The organism is Pseudomonas sp. NPDC088414 (assembly GCF_044753325.1).
In the GTDB taxonomy this organism is placed as follows: domain Bacteria; phylum Pseudomonadota; class Gammaproteobacteria; order Pseudomonadales; family Pseudomonadaceae; genus Aquipseudomonas.
Window position 1 is genome coordinate 25,633 of record NZ_JBIVMY010000028.1, and the last position, 22,534, is coordinate 48,166.

Sequence of the window (22,534 nt, forward strand, 5' to 3'; positions counted from 1 at the left end):
GAGCCGAGCTCAGTGAACCGGCCCACGCCAGTTAAAACCGATAACTTCTTCCTGCTGATCTTCCGTGCACTGCGTCATCGCCGTGTACCGATTGCATTGCGCATTGCCAGCCATAACGTGATCCTGGTCGCTCTGGCCCTGGTGATCTATGCCGGGGTGATGGGCTTGCAGTTCAAGCAGGCCATGCACGAGCAGGCCGATGCGCTGGGCGAAAGCCTGACCACGCAGACCGCCACCTCCGCCACTGAACTGCTGGTGTCCAACGACATCCTCAGCCTCAACGTGCTGCTCAACAACCTGACCAAGAACAAACTGGTGGCCCACGCGGCTATCTATAGCGTGGACAACCGTATCCTCGCCGAATCCGGTCAGCGCCCCAAGCACAGCCTGCTGGGCGAAGCCGAGGGCATGTATGAGAGCAAGATCACTTTCCAGGACGTGACCGCCGGGCAACTGCGCATCAGCCTGGACATGGATCAGTTCCAGCAGCCGATGACCATCAGCCTGCAAAGCATGGGCATTCTCAGTGCGATTCTGTTGGCGCTGTCGCTGGCCCTGAGCCTGCGCATGGGGCGCTATCTGTCGACGCCGTTGCTGCAACTGCGCGTCTGGCTGCGCAACATCGACGAATACACCCCGGGCACCGACCGGCAGGACGAGATCGGCGATCTGGCGCGGCAACTGCACGCCAACTTCGCTCCGGAGCCGGCGCCAAAACCCGAGCCCGAGCCGGAACCCGAGTTCGAAGAAGAGGATGAGCCGGAGTTCGAAGTGCGCAATCTGCGTGACCCGAGCTTTGACGAAACCCGCCCGATGGCTGCGCAGAAACCGGCGCCGCGCCATGTGGTCAGCACCGTTGAAGACGATGAAGACGACGACGCGTTTGCCGATCTGCGCGACGAGTCGCTGGATGCAGCGCCGCAACCGGTCGCGCGCAAGGCCACACCAAGCGTACCGCAGCACAGCGCGGTGCTGGCGATCCAGCTGGGTTCGCAAGAACAACTGCGGCGCCTGCCGCGTGCCCGTCTGGAAGAGTTGCTGGAGCGCTATCGCGACTGCCTCGATCAGGCCGCTTCGCTGTATCAGGGCGAGATCGAAACCCTGAACGATGGCAGCACACTGATGCTGTTCCACACCGAAGACAGCGGTGACGACTACCTGACCAACGCCATCTGCTGCGGCGAGTTGCTGCGGGCGCTGGGCCATCAGTTGCAGATCGAAGTCGCCGACAGCGGCATCACCCTGCAATTGCAACTGGGCCTGACCCTGGGCGACGAGCTGTTCGGCCTGAGCCAGATCGACCTGCTGCTGACCGATTCGGCCCAGGATGCGCTGGCCCTGTCGCAACACAGCCGCAACCTGCTGCTGGTCGAGCGCAAGATCGGTGACGACAACCTGATTCGCCAGCGTGCGCGGATCCGCCCGATCGCCAGCCCCGAGGGGGCTTGCTGTGTCGAGCGGTTGATGGAGCCTTATCCGTCGATGCTCGAGCGACAACTGGCGCGGATGCATGAGCGTCGGGCGTAAGCCTTAGGCCAGATGCACAGAAGCCCGCAGACGAGTGATTGTCTGCGGGCTTTTTCGTGGGCGATTGAAAAGCCCCTCACCCTAGCCCTCTCCCAGAGGGAGAGGGGACTCATTGGGGGATATTCCAGAGTTACACCGACCTGCACGTCCTGCTTTGAATCCATAATCGCCAAACTCTTTCAGGTCGACGGATGACACCAGACGCCTCGGTCGCCTCTGCTCTACCGAAGCCATAATCGCCAAGACCTTTCAGGTCGACGTATGACGCCAGACACCTCGGTCAGTCCCCTCTCCCTCCGGGAGAGGGCTAGGGTGAGGGGCTTTTGATCTTGCCAAACCCCAGACACAACAAAGCCCGCACAAGGCGGGCTCTGGTTTGACGCTGATTCAGCCTTAGAAGCGGAACACTTCCATATCCGTGCGAATCGGCGAAGCCATCGGAATCTTCGGCTGCTTCTCTGCATCCGCCGCCGGCGCTGCCGGTTTAGGCGCTGCCTTCCGCGGTGCTTCGGCCACCGGAGGCTGGTTGGCCAATGGCTTGAGCGCTACCGACAACTGCTCGGCCAGACGCTGCAGCAGAATCCCCTGCGCCTGCACCTGCGAAGCCGTGGTGCCGGCATGCAGCTCCTGCAGATGAACGATGCGGTTGTCGCGCACCTGCCCACGACGGTCGATCAGACGCCATTGTGCATCGAGGATCGCCGGTTGTTTCTCACCGGAGTCCAGACGCGTGATGGTCAGCAATACCTGCACATCCGGGGCAAATCCCAGAGTGGCGGGTGCCAATACCACACGCTGGCTGTCCAGATGGCCGGCCACCTGACGCATCAGCAATTGATCGATATCCGACGAAAGGCTGCCCGCCCAGCGACCGTCAGTCGAGGCTTGCAGGCTGCCGTCCGGTTGACGTTGCAGCAAGGTTTCACGTTGCAGGTAATCAGCAATGACTACCGGACCCAACAAAACCGCCATGCCTGCGCTTTGCGCAGGCTGAGCCGGACTTCCGCTGTCCAGCTGATACAGCGACACCGGCTGGTGAACGCTGCAGCCCGCCAGGCCCAAAACGCCAGCGAGCAGAAAAATAAGGGGGCGCAGAGCAGTCATCATCCCGTCCAGGTGGCCGCCACAAGGCTGACCACAGTGAAAATACTCAATAAATATGAAGAACGCTCGGCCACGCCGGCGCTTGGAAAGGGCATATCATCCGTGAATATGCGTTCCGACTCCAGCGCCAAAGCGTCGATCTACGCGTTAAATCGTAGATCGACGCCTCTAGATGGGCGTTTTCGCCTAATTGAGGTTTTCGACGAGCAGCGCATCGACCCGCTGGAAGCCACGTGGAAGCTTGTTGCCACGCCGTCCGCGCTCACCTTTGTAGTGCTCGAGGTCTTCAGCTTTCAGTTTATATGGACGTTTGCCTGCTTGCAGGATCAACGTAGCCCCCGCGGGGATAACCGCAATGTCCGTGACAAACTCTTCACGGCTGGCGACACGGTCACCCGGCACACCGATGATCTTGTTGCCTTTGCCCTTCGCCAGCTGCGGCAAATCGCTGATATTGAAGACCAGCATCCGCCCCTCGCTGGTCACGGCGGCAAGCAAGTCATTCTCGCGATCAGTCACCGGACGCGGCGCGATCACCTTGGCGTTGTTCGGCAAGCTCAACAGGGCTTTACCGGCCTTGTTCTTGGCTTGCAGGTCTTCGCCTTTGACCACGAAACCGTAACCGGCGTCGGAGGCGATCACGTACAGCGCATCGTCTTCCGGCATCAGCACGCATTCGAAAGTCGCGCCCGGTGGCGGGGTCAGACGCCCGGTCAACGGTTCGCCCTGGCCGCGCGCTGACGGCAAGGTATGGGCGGCAACCGAATAGCTGCGGCCAGTGGAGTCAATCACCACGGCAGACTGGTTGGAACGCCCCGCCGCCGAGGTCTTGAAGCCGTCACCCGCCTTGTACGACAGGCCAGTGGCATCGATATCGTGGCCCTTGGCCGAACGAATCCAGCCTTTTTCCGACAGCACGACGGTGACTTTCTCGTTCGGCAGCAGATCGTGTTCGGTCAGCGCTTTCGCTTCAGCGCGCTCGACGATCGGCGAACGACGGTCATCGCCGTAGGTTTCAGCGTCTTTCAGCAGCTCGGTGCGCACCAGTTTCTTCAGCTTGGCTTCGCTGCCCAGCAGGGCTTGCAGCTTGGCTTGCTCCTTGAGCAGTTCGTCCTGCTCGTCGCGCAGCTTCATCTCTTCCAGACGCGCCAACTGCCGCAGACGGGTGTCGAGGATGTAGTCGGCCTGAATCTCGCTGAGGGCGAAACGCTCGATCAGCTTGGCTTTCGGGTGCTCCTCGGTACGGATGATGTGAATCACTTCATCCAGGTTGAGGTAGGCGATCAACAAACCGTCCAACAGGTGCAGACGACGTTCGACCTTGTCGAGGCGGAATTGCAGACGGCGACGCACGGTCAGCACGCGGAATTCCAGCCATTCGACCAGCAAGGCGCGCAGGTTTTTCAGCTGCGGCTTGCCGTCCAGACCAATGATGTTGACGTTGACCCGGTAGGTCGATTCCAGCTCGGTGCTGGCGAACAGGTGCTGCATCAGCGCTTCGTGATCGACGCGGCTGTTGACCGGAATGATTACGATGCGGCACGGGTTTTCGTGGTCGGACTCGTCACGCAGGTCAGCGATCTGCGGTGCTTTCGACGGTTTGGCCTGCATCAGCGCGGCGATCTGCTCCAGCACCTTGGCCCCGGAGACCTGGTGCGGCAGCGCAGTGACGATGATGTCGCCGTCCTCGACGTGATACACGGCGCGCATGCGTACCGAGCCCTTGCCGGTTTCGTACATTTTCAGCAGGTCGGCGCGCGGCGTGATGATTTCCGCTTCGGTCGGGTAATCCGGACCTTGAATGTGCTCGCAGAGCTGCTCGACCGTGGCTTTCGGCTCATCGAGCAGACGCACGCAGGCGGTGGCGACTTCGCGCAGGTTGTGCGGCGGCACGTCGGTGGCCATACCGACAGCGATGCCGGTGGTGCCGTTGAGCAGGATGTTCGGCAAACGCGCCGGCAGAACCAAAGGTTCCTGCAAGGTACCGTCGAAGTTCGGCCCCCAGTCGGCGGTGCCCTGGCCCAGTTCGCTGAGCAGCACTTCGGAATAACGCGACAGACGGGCTTCGGTGTAACGCATGGCGGCGAAGGATTTCGGATCGTCCGGCGCACCCCAGTTGCCCTGGCCATCGACCAGTGTGTAGCGATAGCTGAACGGCTGGGCCATCAGCACCATCGCTTCGTAGCACGCTGAGTCGCCGTGCGGGTGGAACTTGCCGAGCACGTCACCGACGGTACGTGCCGATTTCTTGTGCTTGGAATCAGCGTCCAGCCCCAGCTCGCTCATGGCGTAGACGATACGCCGCTGTACCGGTTTCAGGCCGTCGCCGATATGCGGCAAGGCACGGTCCATGATCACGTACATGGAGTAGTTGAGGTAGGCATTTTCGGTGAAGTCAGCCAGCGAGCGGCGTTCTACACCGTCCAGGCTGAGATCAAGGGAGTCGCTCATGCGGGCCTCATCGGTTCGTTGTCTGGCGCAGCAGCATGGTGCCACCGCGCTGGGTAAATTCAAGTTTGTTCAGGGCGCTCATGCCGAGCAGCACCTGATCGCCATGCAGCCCCGGCGCCACCAGTGCGCGGACGTCCCGCAGCACGATGTCGCCCAGTTGCAGGCGGTCGATTTTGGTCCGGTAGCCCTGGCTCAGGCCGTTGGCCGTGCTCAGGGTCACGCCGAAACCTTCTTCCAGTTTCAAGCGTTTGGCCAGATCCGCCGGGATCGCCACGTCGGTGGCGCCCGTGTCGAGCATGAACTCCACCGGCTCACCGTTGATCTGACCGCTGGCGACAAAATGCCCTTGAGCATTGCCGGCCAGTTTTACTTCGATCACGCCGTCATGCTGCTCGGAGCTGACCACGACATTCGGATTCTGCTGACGCTCTTCCCACTGGCCGAAAAACCGCGTGGCCAGAAACAGCCCCGCGCACCAGGCCAGAATCATCAACACCCGGCCGGCGCGCTTGCCCGGCGGTTGCTGACTCACGGCTTGGCGCTCCAGCCACCTTCAGGCGCGGCGAAGCGCCAGACGATCGGGCGAACCTCACCGTCGGCGCGGGGGCCGAAATTATTGTCGACGCCGACCCACGCACCATCAGCGTCAACGATCAGTGCCTCTTCCAGCCCGAAGTTCTGCGCGTAACGGCGGTTGGCCTGCAACAGTTCAGCGGCGTACGACCAGCAACGCTCGACCTTGGCGGTCTGCGCATCGCGCCGACAAATCTGGAAGGCGTTGCGTTCAAGGGTAAACAATTTGCCGTTGAACAACGAAAGGTCGGAAAAGTCGCGGTCGACCGCTTTGGCATGCGGGAACTGCGGCGGCTGCATCTCCTTGCCGCCCTCGCTGAGCAGCACGCAACGACCGTCGCAATCCCACACTGTCTGCTGACGCTTGATCAGCAGCAAGCCCCGGTTTTGCCGTTCGCCGGCCAGCCACATCTGATCGCCCGCCGGGTTGATCGCCAGACCTTCGAAGATCGCGTTGAAATGCAGGAGCATGCCACTGGCACGTGCTTCGCGAACCATCATCGGCGAAATCTTCAGCCAGTTGACCGGGCCGCTGACGGGCACCTGCAAGACCGCCGCGTGGCCCTCGCTGACAATGTAGCGATTGCCGGCGCTGTCGCAGCTGATACCTTCGAAATCCAGGTCGCCACCGCGCACGAACGACGCGGCCCAATTGCGCGAGCGCAATCCCCACGGCAGACCGGTCTCCGGCACCGGGGGCACGTCGATGTGCAAGGCTTCGGCCTGCCAGACCCGATCGGCGGTATTGAGCCGATAGATCTGATCGTCATCGCGGTCCGACACCGTCCACAACTCGCTGCCACACATGGCCAGTCCCGACAGGTTGCCGCCACGCATGCCTTCGACCGGGTGTTCGGAGAGCACACGCAGCTCCTGCAGCGGCTCGGCCGACACACTCATCGCACTCAGCAGCAACGCACCCGCCAAGGCCCAGCCAAACCGCATCAGGCCAGCACCTCGGCGAGGTTGCCCTTGGATTCGAGCCAGGTCTTGCGGTCACCGGCGCGTTTCTTCGCCAGCAGCATGTCCATCATTTCCGAGGTCTCGGCAAAATCATCGCCCAGCGTCAGTTGCACCAGGCGCCGGGTGTTCGGGTCCATGGTGGTTTCACGCAATTGCGGCGGGTTCATTTCACCCAGACCTTTAAATCGGGTGACCTGCGGTTTGCCGCGTTTCTTCTCGGCCACCAGACGGTCGAGAATCCCGTCGCGCTCGGCTTCGTCGAGGGCGTAGTAGATCTCCTTGCCGAGGTCGATGCGGTACAGCGGCGGCATCGCCACGTAGACGTGACCGGCATCCACCAACGGGCGGAAATGCTGGACGAACAACGCGCAAAGCAAGGTCGCGATGTGCAGACCGTCGGAGTCGGCGTCGGCGAGGATGCAGATTTTGCCGTAACGCAGCTGGCTCATGTCTGCCGCACCCGGATCCACCCCGATGGCCACGGCGATGTTATGCACTTCCTGGCTGGCGAGCACTTCGCTGCCGTCGACTTCCCAGGTGTTGAGGATCTTGCCGCGCAACGGCAGGATCGCCTGAAATTCCTTGTCCCGCGCTTGCTTGGCGGAACCGCCGGCGGAATCACCTTCAACCAGGAACAGCTCGGAACGCATCGGGTCCTGCCCGGCACAGTCCGCCAGTTTGCCCGGCAGCGCCGGCCCCTGGGTGACGCGCTTGCGTTCGACCTTTTTACTCGCCTTGAGGCGACGCCCGGCGTTGTTGATCGCCAGCTCCGCCAGCGCCAGACCGGTTTCCGGGTTGGCGTTGAGCCACAGGCTGAAGGCATCCTTGACCACACCGGAGACGAACGCCGCCGCTTCACGGGACGACAGACGCTCTTTGGTCTGGCCGGAGAATTGCGGTTCCTGCATCTTCATCGACAGCACGAAAGCGATGCGCTCCCAGACGTCTTCCGGCGCCAGCTTCACGCCGCGTGGCAGCAGGCTGCGGAATTCGCAGAATTCGCGCATCGCGTCGAGCAGGCCCTGACGCAAACCGTTGACGTGGGTACCACCCTGCGCCGTCGGGATCAGGTTGACGTAGCTTTCCTGCACCGCGTCGCCACCTTCCGGCAACCACAGCAGCGCCCAGTCCACCGCTTCTTTATTACCGGCCAGGCTGCCGCAGAACGGCTCGTCCGGCAGGCGTTCGAATTCGCTGACTGCGTCCACCAGATACGAGCGCAGGCCGTCTTCGTAATGCCACTCGACTTTCTCGCCAGTGCCTTTGTCTTCGAAACTGACCAGCAGCCCCGGGCACAACACAGCCTTGGCCTTGAGCACGTGCTTGAGGCGGCTGATGGAGAATTTCGGTGAATCGAAATATTTCGGATCCGGCGCGAAGTACACGCTGGTGCCGGTGTTGCGCTTGCCGACGGTGCCGACGATTTCCAGCTCGGTGGCCTTGAAGCCATCCTTGAAGGTCATCTGGTATTCGTTGCCGTCACGCTTCACGCGTACCCGGACTTCGGTCGACAAGGCGTTGACCACGGAAATACCCACCCCGTGCAGACCGCCGGAGAACTGGTAGTTCTTGTTGGAAAACTTGCCGCCCGCATGCAGTTTGGTGAGGATCAGCTCGACACCCGACACCCCCTCTTCCGGGTGAATGTCGACCGGCATGCCGCGACCGTCGTCGCTGACTTCCAGCGAGTGATCGGCGTGCAGAATGACCTGCACCGATTTGGCGTGGCCGGCCAGGGCTTCGTCGACACTGTTGTCGATGACTTCCTGGGCGAGGTGGTTCGGCCGACTGGTGTCGGTGTACATGCCGGGGCGTTTGCGCACCGGGTCGAGGCCCGAGAGGACTTCGATGGCGTCGGCGTTATAAGAGCTAGCGCTGGGAGTGGCCATAGGGTCTCGTCGTCAGTGATTCAATGAAAAAGGGGCAAGACTTCACAGTGCGGTGAAATCGATTGCCTGATACAAATCGGCGCCAATGCCGGCAAAACTCAACAACGCCGGTAATTGTTCGGCAAAACCCTGGTAACCATGGTCGCCGCCGGCCTGAATGCGCAAGGCGCAGGCCCGGTAATACTGCTGGGCGAGGCGATAATCCAGTGTTTCATCGCCGGTCTGCAACCACACCTGATAACGCTGTGCATCCACGGGTGCCGGCACTTCCAGCTCGGCCAGGGCCGTCACATGGTCGTGGGTCAATTCCCAGGTCTCATCGGTATACAGGTTTTTCTGTGTGCCCAGGTAGCCGTCGAACATCCGGTGCGGGCTGACCGCCGGGTTGACCAGCAGGGCTTTCAAGCCGTGGCGCTCAGCCAGGTGAGTCGCATAGTAGCCGCCGAGGGAGCTTCCCACCAGCAACGGCCGGCCCAGCTCGGCAATCGCCTGCTGCAACTGACCGATGGCTTCACGCGGATGGTGGTGCAGCGCCGGGACACGCAATTGCTCGCTCAAACCCAGCCGCTCCATCACCTCGACCAGCTGACAGGCCTTTTTCGACGCCGGCGCGCTGTTGAAACCGTGGATATAGAGGATCGAACCGGACATTTGAGCTCCCTGGGTGTCGGCGAAAGATAGCGGAGTTTACAGGGAGTCAGGGGAACGGCATAAACAAAAACCCTGTGGCGAGGGAGCTTGCTCCCGCTCGGCTGCGCAGCAGTCGTAACCCTGACAATTCAAATCATCTGCGGATATGCGGTGACTGGGTTCGGGTCTGCTGCGCAGCCCAGCGGGAGCAAGCTCCCTCGCCACAATGGTGTCAGTAACCGTTGGAGCCGTAATCGACGGTGAACTCGAAGTCGGTCACGCGCTCGACACCGGTTTCCAGTCGCCCGTCCGGCAGCAGCCGCAACCAGCGATAGCCCGGTGCCTGCTCGCCGACCTTGAAGTCGTCACTGCCCGGCTCGAACTGAATGCAGGTCGAAGGCGAGGCCATCAGCCGTACGCCGTTGCGTTCGCGGTCGATTTCCTGATGCACATGGCCCCACAGCACTGCGCGGGCCTGGGGAAAACGATCGAGCACCTCGAAGAACGCTTCGGGGTTACGCAAACCGATCGGCTCCATCCACGGGCAATTAATCGACACCGGATGATGGTGGAAACACACCAGATGATGACGCTCCGGGGCTTCACTCAATGAACGCGCCAGCAATTGCAACTGATCGTCCTGCAGATAACCCGGCACAGAACCCGGCACCGCCGAGTCGAGCAGGGTCACGCGCCAGTTGCCGATATCAACCACCGACTCCAGCAGTGCGCTTTGCACCGCGGCCTCAGCCATGATCAGCGGCTCATCGTGATTGCCGGGAATCCAGCGCGCCGGCGCATCGATCTGCGCACTCATCTGGCGAAACTGCTGATACGACTCCAGTGTGCCGTCCTGGGATATATCACCGGTGGCGAGGATCAGATCGATCTGCGGCTGCTGCCCCAGCACCAACTCAATGACCTTTTGCAGGCTCTCGCGGGTGTTCATGCCCAGCAGCGTGCCGTCCGCCTCGGCGAACAGGTGACTGTCGGATAGCTGCACCAGCAACGCCGGATCGGCGGTGGTCAATGCGGATACGCTCGGCAAGGCGTTCTCCCAGGGCAAAAGCACGGAATCGGTTGAGTGCCGCAATTATGCTGGGGGATGACGCAAAGGGGAAACCGGCGAACCGGACGCAGTTCACAACTAGCGTACGACTTCGTACTCGTGCCCCAGGGCCAGACAATGGCTCAGCCATTCCCCCAGGAACAGATTGAGCTGGGCCTTTTCATCCGGCTGATGCATCGCGGCGTTCGGGTAAGGATAGATGCCGCGAAAGCGTCGTGCATGCTCGGCACTGATGACCTCGGCCATGCGCGCGTCGTGATAAACCTGCACTTCCAGTTGCGGTACCGGCAGCCACGGCAGACTGTGTTCCTGACGCACCTGCAACGTGGTGGTGTACGGGCAGGTCTGCAGCACTTCGAGGGCCAGCACGCCGAGCATCTGCTCGCCCTGGGTCACGGCAATCCGCCGCGCCTCGGGGTCGTTGCGCATGTCCGGCACCAGTCGCATCAGGCGCGCGTAGTTGGCCTCGCAGGCAGCTTGCAGCCCGGCGAGGTCGACTCGATAGCGATCGCGCAGCTTGTTTACGACCATAACCCCCTCACTTCGGCGCGGTTGAGCGCCAGCCATTGCAAGGCGATGATGCTCGCCGCGTTGGCAATGCGTCCGTCACGGACGGCCTGCAAGGCATCTTCAAAGGCCCAGACCGTGACGCGGATGTCTTCTGCTTCTTCCTCCAGCCCATGCAGGCCGCCTACGCCTTCGGTGCTGCAGTGCCCCAGGAATAAATGCACGAATTCGTTGCTGCCGCCCGGCGACGGGAAATATTGGGTCATCGGCCACAGGGCCTTGATGTCCAGCCCAGCTTCCTCCTGCGCCTCGCGGTGAGCAACTTCTTCCGGCACTTCGGCCTTGTCGATCAGACCGGCGACCAGTTCAACCAGCCACGGGTTGTCGGTCTTGCCCATGGCACCGACGCGAAACTGCTCGAGCAGCACCACTTCATCGCGCTTTGGATCGTAAGGCAGCAGGCACACGGCATCGTGACGCACGAAGACTTCGCGGTTGATCTCGCGGCTCATGCCGCCGGCGAACAGTTCATGGCGCAGGTGCAAACGGTCGAGCTTGTAGAAGCCCTCGTAGCAGCGCTCGCGCTTTACGACGTCGACGGTGGCCGGAGTGGCGTTGGCAAAATCTGTCATGAGCATCCTCTCTTGCTGCAAATCCAATACGAGGTTGCTTGTTGTGACTGGCGACCTCTACTTCGCGCCATCCTAACGCGCCCGCCATGGTTGATGCAGCCCCTTTACCGTCAGCGGGATGGACGGTGGCGGCGAAACCCACTCTAATTAGCTTAGTGGCGAACTGACTGCTTCGGCGAGAGTCGAAGCGGATAACTTTTCGCCTTCCCCTGTTTCAGAAAGGACGCCCATGTCGCTTTTCAAAATTGCCTCCGTGGCCGCCATCGCCTTGACCCTGGGCGCCTGCGCCAACCTGTTCCAGCCCAACTACCGCACGCCGCTGGACACCACCCGCGACGCCTCGGAAACTTTGAAACCCGGTTGCTCCAACCCGGATTGCCCGCTGGTGAATATCGATACCGTGCACTTCGCCGCCGAACCTGCGCTGGACGGCATCATCGAAAAACGCCTGCTGCAAATGACCCGCACCGAGACCAACGCCCCGGTTGCGCCGACCCTGGCCGCCTATCGTGAGCAGTTCCTGCGTACCGCCGGCCCGCGCAACAGCAGCTATCTGCAGGCCAAGGTACGCGAGCAGCATGACGGCTTGGTGATCATCGAGCTGTCGAGCTACCTCGACACCGGTGGCGCCCATGGCACCCCGGGGCGCGGTTTCATCAATTATTCGCGTCAGCAGCATAAAGTGCTGAACCTGTCGGACATGTTGCTGCCGGGTCAGGAAGACGCGTTCTGGAAAGCGGCGCAAGTGGCGCATAACAGCTGGCTGATCAGCACCAAGCTCGATCAGGAAGCGGATTTCGTGAAGAGCTGGCCGTTCGTCAAAACCCCGAACGTGGCGCTGACCTACGGTGGCGTGATCCTCAAGTACGACGTGAGCACCATCGCGCCTTACGCGCTGGGCCACGTCGAACTGAAGATTCCTTACCCGCGTCTGAACGGCATTCTCAAGCCTGAGCTGTTTCCCGGCCGTAACTGAAGGCCCGGCCAAGCACCAGCTGCAACAGCCCTGCCAGCACCAGTGCCGGCAGGGTCGCGCCGACATCCGGATACAGATTCGCCAGCAAGTGGTAGGTGCTGATCCCGCCCAGCCACGCCAGCAGCGCCGGCCAGCGCAATGCGCCTGACGCCACCTGAGCGCTGCGCTTGCGCAGGATGAAGTGATCCACCAGCACCACGCCGAACAGCGGCGCAAACACCGAGCCGATCAGCAACAGGAAGTTCTGGTACTGCGCCAATGGCGCCAGCAGTGCAATCAGGGTGCAGATCACGCCGATGGCCAAGGCCAGATGCTCGACTTTCAGGCGCAACAGAATCCCGCTCGACACCGCTGCCGAATGAATGTCGGCGAAAGCGTTTTCCGACTCATCCAGCAGAATCAGCAACAGCGGAATGCCCAGACCGGCCCCGGCCAGTGCCAGCAGCAACGCATTGACTTCACCGCTCGGCGCAAACGCCAGGGTGTAGGCCACGCCGAGACTCATCAACCAGAAATTGCCGATGAAGAAACCGATGGCGGTGCCGCCGAAGACGTTCTTCGCCCGCTTGCCGAAACGCGAGTAATCGGCGATCAGCGGCAGCCACGACAGCGGCATCGCGATGGCAATGTCGAAGCCCACGGCAAACGGCATCGAACCGTCCCCGGCACGGGCCCAGAGTGCCGCCAGATCAGCCTTGGCGAACAGATTCCAGGTCAGCCAGATGCACGCGGCCAGAATCAGCCAGATGCCCCATTTGCGCAGAACCTTGCGCACGAACGTCAACGGCCCGCTGACCGCGAGCAGGGTCGCCAGCGCACCAAAGCACAAGGTCCACAGCATAGGGTTGGCCCACAGCGAGCCTTCGCTGAACGCGCGGGTACCGAGCAGGCTGGCGGCGTCGCGCATGACGATGATCTCGAACGAGCCCCAACCGATCAGTTGCAACAGGTTGAGCAGCGCCGGCAGGCTTGCGCCTTTGTGGCCGAGGCTCAGTTTGAGTGCGGCCATCGACGACAGACCGGTATCGCTGCCGATCACGCCGACCGCTGCCAACAGCAGCACGCCAACCAGCGTGCCGAGGAAAATCGCCAGCAGCGAATCGGAGAGGCCCAGACCGGGCGCGAGCAAGGCACCGGTCTGCAAGACCATCAGGCCGATGCCGAGGGAGAACCACAGGGAAAACAGATCGCGACCGCCGAATACTCGCTTGTCGGCGGGTACGGCGAGGTCGGGGGAATAAGTGCCGGGTTGAATGCTCAAGGGTGTTATCTCAGAGGGACATTTGTTGTTGTGTGTGATCGCACACCATGCCTGTGGCGAGGGAGCTTGCTCCCGCTGGTCTGCGCAGCAGACCCAAAACCGGCCAACGCGTTCTTTCAATCAGAACGCGTTGGCCGGATTTACGACTGCTTCGCAGCCGGGCGGGAGCAAGCTCCCTCGCCACAGAGGCTCCGGTCATCCCAGAGCCTTTCAGGTCAGATCAAACCTTCTTGTACAGCTGACTGCCTTCCTTCTTGAACCGCTCGGCCTGCTCCGCAAGGCCCTGGGCGACGTCCACGTCGACCGCGTCGATCCGCTGGTTGGCCGCGTATTCGCGGACTTCCTGGGTGATCTTCATCGAGCAGAATTTCGGCCCGCACATCGAACAGAAATGCGCGACCTTGGCCGAGTCCTTCGGCAGGGTTTCGTCGTGATACGAACGCGCGGTGTCCGGGTCGAGACCGAGGTTGAACTGGTCTTCCCAACGGAATTCGAAACGCGCCTTGCTCAAGGCGTTGTCGCGAATCTGCGCGCCCGGGTGCCCTTTGGCCAAGTCCGCCGCATGCGCGGCGATCTTGTAGGTGATGATCCCGGTCTTCACATCATCCTTGTTCGGCAAGCCGAGGTGTTCCTTCGGCGTCACGTAGCAGAGCATCGCGCAACCGAACCAGCCGATCATCGCCGCACCGATACCCGAGGTGATGTGGTCATAACCCGGTGCGATGTCGGTGGTCAGCGGGCCGAGGGTGTAGAACGGCGCCTCGTCGCAGCACTCCAGCTGCTTGTCCATGTTCTCCTTGATCAACTGCATCGGCACGTGGCCCGGGCCTTCGATCATGCATTGCACGTCGTGCTTCCAGGCGATCTTGGTCAGCTCGCCGAGGGTTTCCAGTTCGCCGAATTGCGCTTCGTCGTTGGCGTCGGCAATCGAGCCCGGACGCAGGCCGTCGCCCAGCGAGAAGCTGACGTCGTAGGCCTTCATGATTTCGCAGATTTCGTCGAAGTGGGTGTAGAGGAAGTTCTCTTTGTGGTGCGCCAGGCACCACTTGGCCATGATCGAACCGCCACGGGAAACGATGCCGGTCACGCGCTTGGCGGTCAGCGGCACGTAGCGCAGCAGCACGCCGGCGTGGATGGTGAAGTAGTCGACGCCCTGCTCGGCCTGTTCGATCAGCGTGTCGCGGAACAGCTCCCAGGTCAGGTCTTCAGCGACGCCGTTGACCTTCTCCAGCGCTTGATAGATCGGCACGGTGCCGATCGGCACCGGCGAGTTGCGGATGATCCACTCGCGGGTTTCGTGGATGTGCTTGCCGGTGGACAAGTCCATCACTGTGTCCGAACCCCAGCGAATGCCCCAGGTCAGTTTCGCCACTTCTTCTTCGATGGACGAACCCAGCGCGCTGTTGCCGATGTTGCCGTTGATCTTCACCAGGAAGTTACGGCCGATGATCATCGGTTCCAGTTCGACGTGGTTGATGTTGGCCGGAATGATCGCGCGGCCGCGGGCAATCTCTTCGCGGACGAACTCGGCGGTGATTTCTTTTGGAATGCTCGCGCCGAAGCTGTGGCCGGCGTGTTGCTGGGTCAACAGGCCGGCAGCACGGGCCTCTTGCAGCTTCATGTTTTCGCGGATGGCGACGTATTCCATCTCGGCGGTGATGATGCCTTTGCGCGCGTAGTGCATCTGGCTGACGTTGGCCCCGGCCTTGGCCCGTCGCGGGTTGTTGACGTGGGCAAAACGCAGCTTGGTCAGCTCAGGATCAGCGAGGCGCTCCTGGCCGAAATTCGAACTCAGGCCCGGCAGACGCTCGGTGTCGCCACGGTCATCGATCCACGCCGAACGCACGTCGCCCAGACCTTTGCGCACGTCGATCACCACGTTCGGATCGGTGTACGGGCCGGAGGTGTCGTAGACGGTGACCGGCGCGTTGATTTCGCCGCCGAAGTCGGTCGGCGTCACATCAAGGGTGATTTCGCGCATCGGCACGCGGATGTCCGGGCGCGAGCCCTGAACGTAGACTTTTTGCGAACGGGTGAACGGCTTGACCGATTGCTCGTCGACCTTGGCCGAGTCACTCAGGTTGATCGCGTTTTTTGCTTTTGTCGTCATCACGGGCTCTCCAGACAGCATCCAGGCAGTGGATTGTCGGAGCAGAACCTGAAAGGCACGGACGCACCAGGACTGGTGCTGTGCATCGTCGTCGAGCGTTCGATTGTCGAACAATATCCCGGACGAAGCACAAGAGGACTCGCCGGGTGACGAGAAATCTTGTTCCCTACGCAGGCGCTAACCTGATCAGGTTCAACGGGATCCGAAATTATTCGATCTCAGCCTCATAGCAAGGCACCCCGACAAGAACCCGGTCAGTCTAGACACAACCGGCAAAGAACGCCAACACCGCGGCAAACACCATGATGAATGGCGCAATTACCGGGACTTGCAGGATTGTTGCCGCACGATTGCGCAACTACACTCGCTGTGCCCTGCGCGCCTTGACGCTGCCGGGGCCGCGCCGTAGCCTTGGCGCGCACATTATTTCCGTAATATTTTTTGCTAGGGATCGCCTCATGCTGCGCAAACTTTCACTGGCTCTTGCCGTGTCTTGTGCGTCCAACGCAATGGCCTGGGCAGCAGAAGCGCCCTTGTCGACCAAGACCGATCTGGTCAGCGTCTATCAGGAAGCCGTCGACAACAACGCCGATCTGGCCGCCGCCCGCGCCCAGTACGGCGCCCAGAAAGAAGTGGTGCCGCAGGCCCGTGCCGGCTTGCTGCCGAACTTGTCTGGCGGCGCCGAAGTGGCGGATGTGCGCACCTCGATCGACCAGCCTTCGGCCATTGCCAATCGCAGCGCGCATTCCTATCAGGCGACCCTCGCCCAGCCCTTGTTCCGCGCTGACCGCTGGTTCCAGTACCAGGCTGCCAAGGACGTCAACGAACAAGCCGCGCTGCAACTCTCGGCCACCGAGCAGAATCTGATTCTGCAATCGGCCGAAAGCTACTTCAACGTGCTGCGCAGTCAGGACAACCTGGCCTCGACCAAGGCTGAAGAAGCCGCGTTCAAGCGTCAGCTCGACCAGTCCAACGAGCGCTTCGACGTCGGCCTGTCGGACAAGACCGACGTGCTGCAATCACAAGCCAGTTACGACACCGCGCGCGCCAACCGTATCGTTGCGCAGCGTCAGGTCGACGATGCGTTCGAAGCGCTGATCACCCTGACCAACCGTCAGTACAACTCGATTCAGGGCATCGTCCACACGCTGCCGATCCTGCCGCCGGTACCGAACGACGCCAAGGCCTGGGTCGACACCGCGGGCAAACAGAACCTCAATCTGCTGGCGAGCAACTTTGCGGTCAGTTCCGCCGAACAGACCCTCAAGCAGCGCAAGGCCGGCCACTTGCCGACCCTCGATGCCGTGGCCAAATACGAAAAGGGTGACAACGACGCCCTCGGCTTTGCCAACCCGAACGCCTTCGGTACGCCGTACAGTGGCAACGTCGATCAACGTACCCTGGCGCTGCAACTGAATATTCCGATCTACAGCGGCGGGCTGACCAGTTCGCAAGTGCGCCAGTCCTATGCGCAACTGGATCAGAGCGAGCAACAGCGCGAGTCCCTGCGCCGGCAAGTGGTGGAAAACACCCGCAACCTGCACCGCGCGGTGAACACCGATGTCGAGCAGGTGCAGGCACGACGTCAGTCGATCATCTCCAACCAGAGCGCGGTGGAAGCCACGGAAATCGGTTATCAGGTGGGGACGCGCAACATCGTCGACGTGCTCGATGCCCAGCGTCAGCTGTACACCTCGGTGCGCAACTACAACAACACCCGCTACGACTACATCCTCGACAACCTGCGCCTGAAGCAGGCGGCGGGGACATTGAATCCGGGTGACCTGGAAGATCTGCGGCGTTATCTGAAAGCCGACTACAACCCGGACAAGGATTTCCTGCCGCCGGATCTGGCCAAGGCAGCCGAAGCACAGCTCAAGGCACGCCCGTAAACAGCAAACAAGATACCTGTGGCGAGGGAGCTTGCTCCCGCTCGGCTGCGCAGCAGTCGTAAACTTGGCAACTCGATGTATCGGGGCCTGGGGCAGCTGCGCTGCCCAACGGGAGCAAGCTCCCTCGCCACAGAGGTTGAGTGCAAATCAGCGAATCAACTTGCCCAGCCCATCCAGCAACCGCTGCAACGCCCCCTGATTACGCCGCATCACCGCCAGCCCGGCCTCGGCCATGCGCTGCGCATCGCGCGGCAATTCGAACAGGCGCTGCACTTCCACCGCCAGCCCTTCGGCATCATCCACTTCGGCCAATGCCCCGGCTTCACGCAATTGCGCGGCGATGTCGAGGAAGTTGAACAGGTGCGGGCCGCTGATCACCGGTTTGGCCAGTGCCGCCGGTTCCAGCAGATTGTGCCCGCCGTTGGGCACCAGGCTGCCACCGACAAAGGCGCTGTCGGCCAGTGCATAGAGAAACAGCAACTCGCCCATGGTGTCGCCGAGCAGCACCGAGGTGTTTGCCTCGACATTGGCACCGGTGGATCGGCGCACCGTGGCAAAGCCTTCGCGCTGACACAACTCGAACACCGAGTTGAAGCGCTCGGGATGGCGCGGCACCAGAATCAGCAGCGCATTCGGGTAGTTCGCCAGCAGGCGACGATGGGCGTCGAGCACCACTTCGTCTTCGCCTTCGTGGGTGCTGGCGGCGATCCACACCGGGCGCTCCAGCGCCTGCCACTGGCCGCGCAGTTCATGGGCGCGCTGCAGCAGCTGCGGGTCGATGGTCAGGTCGAACTTGATCGAGCCAGTGACCTCGACCGTCTGCGGACGCGCGCCGAGATCACGGAAGCGCTGAGCTTCAGCCTCGGTCTGCACCGCAAAAAAACTCATCTCGGCGAGCATCGGCGCAGTCAGTTTGCTGAAGCGGCCATAACCTCTGGCGGAACGCTCGGACAGTCGGCCGTTTGCCAGCGCAACAGGAATACCGCGCATGGCGCACTGATGAATGTGGTTGGGCCACAGTTCGGTTTCCATGATCACCGCCAGTTTCGGCTGGGCGCGATCCAGAAAACGCGCCGCTGCGCACGGCAAGTCATAGGGCAGATAACAATGCTGGATGCGCGGCTCATTGGCGAACAGTGCCTGAATCCGTTCCGAACCGGTCGGGGTCATGCAAGTCACGGTGATCGGCAGCTGTGGATAACGTTGCAGCAAGGCACGGATCATCGGCGCCGCAGCAATGCTTTCGCCAACCGACACCGCGTGCACCCAGATCCCGCCGGGCTGCAGTGACGGCATCCCGCAGGAAAAGCGCTCGCCAATCCGTTTGGCATATGCCGGGGCCTTGCGCGAGCGCAGCCACAGCCGAATCGCCACCAATGGCAGCCCCAGGTAAAACAGCGCGGTGTAGAGAGTTCTATTCATGGCGGCGGAGTTTATCGACTTTTGTCGCCAATCGCCCGCAAGTGCACGGCAAAACGTTCCGCCAGCCAGCGCGCCGCCGGCCCCAAAGGCTCATCCCGACGCCAGACCAGTTCCACCACCAGCGCCGGCGGGGTCCATTCGCTGTCCAGTTCGACCATCAACCCCTGATAGGCCGAGTACTGCACCACATGCCGGGGCAGCCAGGCCCAGCCGAGGTCCCGCACCAGCCATTCGGCCATCACGTAGAAGCTGTCAGCGCGCCACACCTGCGGACTGGCCGCTTCATTGCCGGGATAGACGCTGGTTTGCGTCGACATCAACAGTTGTCGGTGTTGCGCCAGTTGCTGGCAGGTGACGTAGGACTGCGTCGCCAGCGGATGATTGATCCCGCAGACGGTGACCATTTCCACCCGGCCCAATACCCGACGCTCCAGTGCCTCGGGAATTTCATCGTGATAGAACAGCAGGCCGAGATCGGCGCGACGCTCCACCAGTTTGCGGGCGACTTCACCCTGAGCGGCGCTGGTCAGCTGCACCTCGAGGCTGGGAAACTGCCCGGCCAGCGCATCGAAGCTTTCTACCAATGCCTGATAGGGCATCGCCTCGTCCTGAGCCACGCGCAGCTGCGCTTCCTGACCACGCATCATCGCCATTGCCCGACCATTGAGGCGCTCGCATTGGCGCAACACCTCCCGCGCCTCTTCGAGCAGCGCTTCACCGGCTTCGGTGAGCCGGGGCTGGCGACCACTGCTACGCTCGAACAGGCTGACGCCCAGATCATCCTCCAGCATGGCAATGGCGCTACTGATCGCCGACTGCGCCTTGCGTTGCTGGCGCGCCACAGCAGAAAACGAACGCTGTTCGGCGACGCTGACGAAAGCGCGCAGTTGTTCCAGATTCCACCGGGTGTTCATGCTGTAACCCATCTTCAAAACAGATAGGTAATGACTTTACCGCATCTGACGAGCGACTAGAATGCCGCCTCAGCAAGCAACGTTTTACATGAGGATCTACACATGAACGCCTACGCCTTTCTGGCTATCGCCATCTGCGCCGAAGTGATCGCCACGGTTTCGATGAAAGCGGTCAAAGGCCTGAGTACGCCGCTGCCGCTGATTCTGGTGATCGTCGGCTACGGCATCGCGTTCTGGATGCTGACCCTGGTGGTGCGCACGGTGCCGGTCGGCGTGGCGTACGCCGTGTGGGCGGGCATGGGCATCGTCATGGTCAGTGTCGCGGCGCTGTTCATTTACGGGCAGAAGCTGGACGTGCCGGCGATGCTCGGGATGGCGCTGATCGTGCTCGGCGTGGTGGTCATCCAGCTGTTCTCCAAGACCGCAGGGCATTAACTGACATCGCGGTTTCCTGTAGGAGTGAGCCTGCTCGCGATAACGGTGGATCAGACGACACAACGTCGAATCCACAATCGCCATCGCGAGCAGGCTCACTCCTACATTGATCACCCTCAAATCCCTTTTTCCCCGAGTCTGTATACTGCGCCCTCGTCTTGAACACTGAGGTCGTTGCATGCCATCCGTTATTTCCACCGACGTTCTGATTGTCGGCGCTGGTGTCGCCGGCCTCTGGCTGAACGCGCGTCTGCGCCGCCAGGGTTTTTCGACCGTGCTGGTGGAAAACGCCAGCCTCGGCGGCGGGCAGAGTGTGAAGTCCCAGGGCATCATCCACGGCGGCGCCAAGTATGCCTTGCACGGCGCGCTGACCGGCGCCTCGGAAGCCATTGCCGACATGCCGCGCCGCTGGCGTGAAGCATTGGCGGGCAACGGCGAACTGGACTTGTCCGGCGTGCGCCTGTTGTCGGAAGCGCATTACCTGTGGTCGCCTGGCACCCTCGCCGGCAACCTCACCAGTTTCTTCGCCAGCAAGGCCGTGCGTGGCCGGGTCGATCAGGTCAAGGGCGATCAACTGCCGCCGGCCCTGCAAGACAAGCGCTTCAAGGGTAAGGTCTATCGCCTCGCCGAACTGGTGGTCGACGTACCGAGCCTGATCCAGCGCCTGGCCGATCTGGCCGGTGACGGTCTGCTCGCCGGGCAAACCATCGCGCCGCTGCTGGAAGCGGGGGTGCTGGTCGGCCTGAAGGTCGACGGTCGCGAGATTCGTGCCCAGCGCATCGTCCTCAGTGCCGGTGCCGGCACTGCCCGATTGCTGGAAGACCTGGGCCTGACTCATCCGCAGATGCAACGTCGGCCGCTGCACATGATCATCGCCAAAGGCCCGAGCCTGAAGCCGCTGTACGCTCACTGCCTGGGCGGCGGCACCAAGCCGCGCATCACCGTCACCACTCACCCGGCCGCCGACGGCAACTGGGTCTGGTATCTGGGCGGTGACATTGCCGAAAGCGACGGCGTGGCCCGCGAGCCAGCCGAGCAGATCGCCACCGCGCAGAAAGAACTCGGCCAGTTGCTGCCATGGATTGACCTGAGCCAGGTGCAATGGGCGACCTTGCGCGTGGATCGCGCCGAGCCGCTGCAAACCGGCCTGAGCCGGCCGGACAACGCCTTTCTCGCCGAGGAGGGTCGCCTGCTGGTCGGCTGGCCGACCAAACTGGCACTGGCGCCGGACTTCGCCGACCGGGTCATCGCTGCGCTGGAGCGCGACGGCATCCAGCCGCAAGCTGCCGAGCCATTGCCAGCACTGCCAAAACCACCGATGGGCGTACCGGCCTGGGAGCAACTGTTGCCATGAGCGTAGCGACCCTGCACGAACTGCATCGCCCACTGGGCAGCACCGGTCTGATGGTTTCACCGCTGGGCTTGGGCACGGTCAAACTTGGCCGCGACCAAGGCGTGAAATACCCCAACGGTTTCCAGATCCCCGACGATGACGCGGCACGCCTGCTGCTTAATCAGGCCAAAGGGCTGGGCATCAACCTGATCGACACCGCCCCGGCCTACGGTCGCAGCGAAGAACGCCTCGGCCCGTTGTTGCGTGGCCAGCGACAGGACTGGGTGATCGTCAGCAAGGTCGGTGAAGAGTTTACCGACGGCCTGTCGCGCCATGACTTCAGTGCGGCGCATACGCGGATGTCGGTCGAGCGCAGCCTGCAACGTCTTGAAACCGATTTTATCGATCTGGTGCTGGTGCACTCCGACGGTAACGACCTGGCGATTCTCAATGACAGCGAAGTCTATGCAACCCTCGCGGCGCTGAAGACCGAGGGCAAGATTCGCGGTTTCGGTTTCTCCGGCAAAACGGTCGAGGGCGGACTCAAGGCGCTGGAGCAAGGCGACTGCGCGATGGTCACCTACAATCTGAACGAACAGAACGAGAAGGCAGTCATTGACTATGCTGCTGCCCACGGCAAAGCCATTCTGGTGAAAAAAGCCCTGGCCAGCGGCCACGTATGCCTGAGTCCGGGCGTGGATCCGGTGCGCGCCAGCTTCGAGTTGTTGTTCCAGCAGCCCGGCGTGGCCAGTGCTATTGTCGGGACGATCAATCCGCTGCACCTCGCCCATAACGTTGCGACCGTTGCCCAGGTCCTCCGTGGTCACTGACGCCGCCTCGCGGCCT

The 22,534-nt window shown here is 62.0% G+C and carries 19 protein-coding genes and 1 riboswitch; of the genes, 6 read left to right on the forward strand and 13 right to left on the reverse strand.

Features of this window, described 5'->3' with window-relative positions; translation table 11 throughout:
• Positions 1-12: 12 nt before the first annotated feature.
• Positions 13-1,527: an AhpA/YtjB family protein gene (locus ACIP8I_RS20800; RefSeq protein WP_007967406.1), complete on the forward strand. Its 1,515-nt coding sequence runs from the start codon at positions 13-15 to the stop codon at positions 1,525-1,527.
• 393 nt (positions 1,528-1,920) lie between these two features.
• On the opposite strand, the gene ACIP8I_RS20805 is transcribed toward ACIP8I_RS20800, so the two are convergent.
• The 9 genes from ACIP8I_RS20805 to ACIP8I_RS20845 form a co-directional block, all read right to left on the reverse strand.
• Positions 1,921-2,631: a membrane integrity-associated transporter subunit PqiC gene (locus ACIP8I_RS20805; RefSeq protein ID WP_123585498.1), complete on the reverse strand. Its 711-nt coding sequence runs from the start codon at positions 2,629-2,631 to the stop codon at positions 1,921-1,923.
• A gap of 186 nt (positions 2,632-2,817) precedes the next feature.
• The gene (gene parC, locus ACIP8I_RS20810; RefSeq protein WP_096794754.1) at positions 2,818-5,082 is read right to left on the reverse strand and encodes a DNA topoisomerase IV subunit A; all 2,265 of its coding nucleotides are present in this window, start codon (positions 5,080-5,082) and stop codon (positions 2,818-2,820) included.
• Positions 5,083-5,089: 7 nt separating this feature from the next.
• Complete coding sequence (locus ACIP8I_RS20815) at positions 5,090-5,614, reverse strand: TIGR02281 family clan AA aspartic protease (protein WP_108592129.1); 525 nt, start codon at positions 5,612-5,614, stop codon at positions 5,090-5,092.
• Positions 5,611-6,600, reverse strand: coding sequence for an esterase-like activity of phytase family protein (locus ACIP8I_RS20820; RefSeq protein ID WP_400763521.1), 990 nt, complete (start codon positions 6,598-6,600; stop codon positions 5,611-5,613). The genes ACIP8I_RS20815 and ACIP8I_RS20820 overlap by 4 nt, the downstream gene beginning before the upstream one ends.
• Positions 6,600-8,507 carry a DNA topoisomerase IV subunit B gene (parE, locus tag ACIP8I_RS20825; RefSeq protein ID WP_007967400.1) on the reverse strand — a complete coding sequence of 636 codons (1,908 nt, stop codon included), beginning with the start codon at positions 8,505-8,507 and terminating at the stop codon, positions 6,600-6,602. The genes ACIP8I_RS20820 and parE overlap by 1 nt, the downstream gene beginning before the upstream one ends.
• A gap of 42 nt (positions 8,508-8,549) precedes the next feature.
• Entirely contained in the window at positions 8,550-9,158 is a 609-nt protein-coding gene (locus tag ACIP8I_RS20830) for a YqiA/YcfP family alpha/beta fold hydrolase (RefSeq protein WP_400763523.1), read from the reverse strand.
• Positions 9,159-9,369: 211 nt separating this feature from the next.
• A complete protein-coding gene (cpdA, locus tag ACIP8I_RS20835; RefSeq protein ID WP_400763525.1) occupies positions 9,370-10,185 on the reverse strand; it encodes a 3',5'-cyclic-AMP phosphodiesterase in 816 nt (271 codons plus the stop codon).
• Positions 10,186-10,284: 99 nt separating this feature from the next.
• Positions 10,285-10,737 (reverse strand): DUF1249 domain-containing protein, encoded by a 453-nt coding sequence (locus tag ACIP8I_RS20840; protein WP_007967395.1) that lies wholly within the window; start codon positions 10,735-10,737, stop codon positions 10,285-10,287.
• Positions 10,728-11,345, reverse strand: a complete 618-nt coding sequence (locus ACIP8I_RS20845; RefSeq protein WP_367082778.1) for an NUDIX domain-containing protein — start codon at positions 11,343-11,345, stop codon at positions 10,728-10,730. The genes ACIP8I_RS20840 and ACIP8I_RS20845 overlap by 10 nt, the downstream gene beginning before the upstream one ends.
• A gap of 229 nt (positions 11,346-11,574) precedes the next feature.
• On the opposite strand from ACIP8I_RS20845, the gene ACIP8I_RS20850 reads away from it, so the two are divergent.
• Positions 11,575-12,321 (forward strand): RsiV family protein, encoded by a 747-nt coding sequence (locus ACIP8I_RS20850; protein ID WP_329698879.1) that lies wholly within the window; start codon positions 11,575-11,577, stop codon positions 12,319-12,321.
• On the opposite strand, the gene cytX is transcribed toward ACIP8I_RS20850, so the two are convergent.
• Together cytX and thiC are read right to left on the reverse strand one after the other, a co-directional pair.
• Entirely contained in the window at positions 12,290-13,582 is a 1,293-nt protein-coding gene (gene cytX / locus ACIP8I_RS20855) for a putative hydroxymethylpyrimidine transporter CytX (RefSeq protein ID WP_400763529.1), read from the reverse strand. The two genes, ACIP8I_RS20850 and cytX, sit on opposite strands and share 32 nt — an antisense overlap.
• A gap of 220 nt (positions 13,583-13,802) precedes the next feature.
• Positions 13,803-15,692: a phosphomethylpyrimidine synthase ThiC gene (gene thiC, locus ACIP8I_RS20860; RefSeq protein WP_007967390.1), complete on the reverse strand. Its 1,890-nt coding sequence runs from the start codon at positions 15,690-15,692 to the stop codon at positions 13,803-13,805.
• A gap of 146 nt (positions 15,693-15,838) precedes the next feature.
• A riboswitch (TPP riboswitch) is annotated at positions 15,839-15,944 on the reverse strand.
• 206 nt (positions 15,945-16,150) lie between these two features.
• Between thiC and ACIP8I_RS20865 the strand changes: the two genes are divergently transcribed.
• Positions 16,151-17,584 carry a TolC family outer membrane protein gene (locus ACIP8I_RS20865; RefSeq protein ID WP_007967388.1) on the forward strand — a complete coding sequence of 478 codons (1,434 nt, stop codon included), beginning with the start codon at positions 16,151-16,153 and terminating at the stop codon, positions 17,582-17,584.
• 147 nt (positions 17,585-17,731) lie between these two features.
• Here the strand turns inward: ACIP8I_RS20865 and waaA are convergent, their stop codons facing one another.
• On the reverse strand, positions 17,732-19,006 hold the full coding sequence (waaA, locus tag ACIP8I_RS20870; protein WP_400763533.1) for a lipid IV(A) 3-deoxy-D-manno-octulosonic acid transferase: 1,275 nt from the start codon (positions 19,004-19,006) through the stop codon (positions 17,732-17,734).
• 11 nt (positions 19,007-19,017) lie between these two features.
• Positions 19,018-19,920, reverse strand: a complete 903-nt coding sequence (locus ACIP8I_RS20875; protein WP_400763536.1) for a LysR family transcriptional regulator — start codon at positions 19,918-19,920, stop codon at positions 19,018-19,020.
• Between the two features lie 102 nt (positions 19,921-20,022).
• Here ACIP8I_RS20875 and ACIP8I_RS20880 point away from each other — a divergent pair, with 102 nt between their 5' ends.
• The 3 genes from ACIP8I_RS20880 to ACIP8I_RS20890 all read left to right on the forward strand — a co-directional run bounded on the left by ACIP8I_RS20880 (position 20,023) and on the right by ACIP8I_RS20890 (position 22,518).
• Entirely contained in the window at positions 20,023-20,355 is a 333-nt protein-coding gene (locus tag ACIP8I_RS20880; RefSeq protein ID WP_003221050.1) for a multidrug efflux SMR transporter, read from the forward strand.
• 178 nt (positions 20,356-20,533) lie between these two features.
• Positions 20,534-21,709, forward strand: coding sequence for an NAD(P)/FAD-dependent oxidoreductase (locus ACIP8I_RS20885; protein ID WP_400763539.1), 1,176 nt, complete (start codon positions 20,534-20,536; stop codon positions 21,707-21,709).
• Entirely contained in the window at positions 21,706-22,518 is an 813-nt protein-coding gene (locus ACIP8I_RS20890; RefSeq protein WP_367082770.1) for an aldo/keto reductase, read from the forward strand. The genes ACIP8I_RS20885 and ACIP8I_RS20890 overlap by 4 nt, the downstream gene beginning before the upstream one ends.
• Positions 22,519-22,534 lie beyond the last annotated feature (16 nt).

What these genes read in the sequence shown, in the direction of transcription:
- ACIP8I_RS20885 (WP_400763539.1), top strand. Translation starts at nt 20,534, where the DNA reads ATGCCATCCGTTATTTCCACCGACGTTCTGATTGTCGGCGCTGGTGTC.
- parE (WP_007967400.1), bottom strand. Translation starts at nt 8,507, where the DNA reads ATGGCCACTCCCAGCGCTAGCTCTTATAACGCCGACGCCATCGAAGTC.
- ACIP8I_RS20840 (WP_007967395.1), bottom strand. Translation starts at nt 10,737, where the DNA reads ATGGTCGTAAACAAGCTGCGCGATCGCTATCGAGTCGACCTCGCCGGG.
- ACIP8I_RS20875 (WP_400763536.1), bottom strand. Translation starts at nt 19,920, where the DNA reads ATGAACACCCGGTGGAATCTGGAACAACTGCGCGCTTTCGTCAGCGTC.
- ACIP8I_RS20850 (WP_329698879.1), top strand. Translation starts at nt 11,575, where the DNA reads ATGTCGCTTTTCAAAATTGCCTCCGTGGCCGCCATCGCCTTGACCCTG.
- ACIP8I_RS20865 (WP_007967388.1), top strand. Translation starts at nt 16,151, where the DNA reads ATGCTGCGCAAACTTTCACTGGCTCTTGCCGTGTCTTGTGCGTCCAAC.
- waaA (WP_400763533.1), bottom strand. Translation starts at nt 19,006, where the DNA reads ATGAATAGAACTCTCTACACCGCGCTGTTTTACCTGGGGCTGCCATTG.
- ACIP8I_RS20890 (WP_367082770.1), top strand. Translation starts at nt 21,706, where the DNA reads ATGAGCGTAGCGACCCTGCACGAACTGCATCGCCCACTGGGCAGCACC.
- thiC (WP_007967390.1), bottom strand. Translation starts at nt 15,692, where the DNA reads ATGACGACAAAAGCAAAAAACGCGATCAACCTGAGTGACTCGGCCAAG.
- ACIP8I_RS20805 (WP_123585498.1), bottom strand. Translation starts at nt 2,631, where the DNA reads ATGACTGCTCTGCGCCCCCTTATTTTTCTGCTCGCTGGCGTTTTGGGC.
- ACIP8I_RS20845 (WP_367082778.1), bottom strand. Translation starts at nt 11,345, where the DNA reads ATGACAGATTTTGCCAACGCCACTCCGGCCACCGTCGACGTCGTAAAG.
- ACIP8I_RS20880 (WP_003221050.1), top strand. Translation starts at nt 20,023, where the DNA reads ATGAACGCCTACGCCTTTCTGGCTATCGCCATCTGCGCCGAAGTGATC.
- ACIP8I_RS20830 (WP_400763523.1), bottom strand. Translation starts at nt 9,158, where the DNA reads ATGTCCGGTTCGATCCTCTATATCCACGGTTTCAACAGCGCGCCGGCG.
- ACIP8I_RS20820 (WP_400763521.1), bottom strand. Translation starts at nt 6,600, where the DNA reads ATGCGGTTTGGCTGGGCCTTGGCGGGTGCGTTGCTGCTGAGTGCGATG.
- parC (WP_096794754.1), bottom strand. Translation starts at nt 5,082, where the DNA reads ATGAGCGACTCCCTTGATCTCAGCCTGGACGGTGTAGAACGCCGCTCG.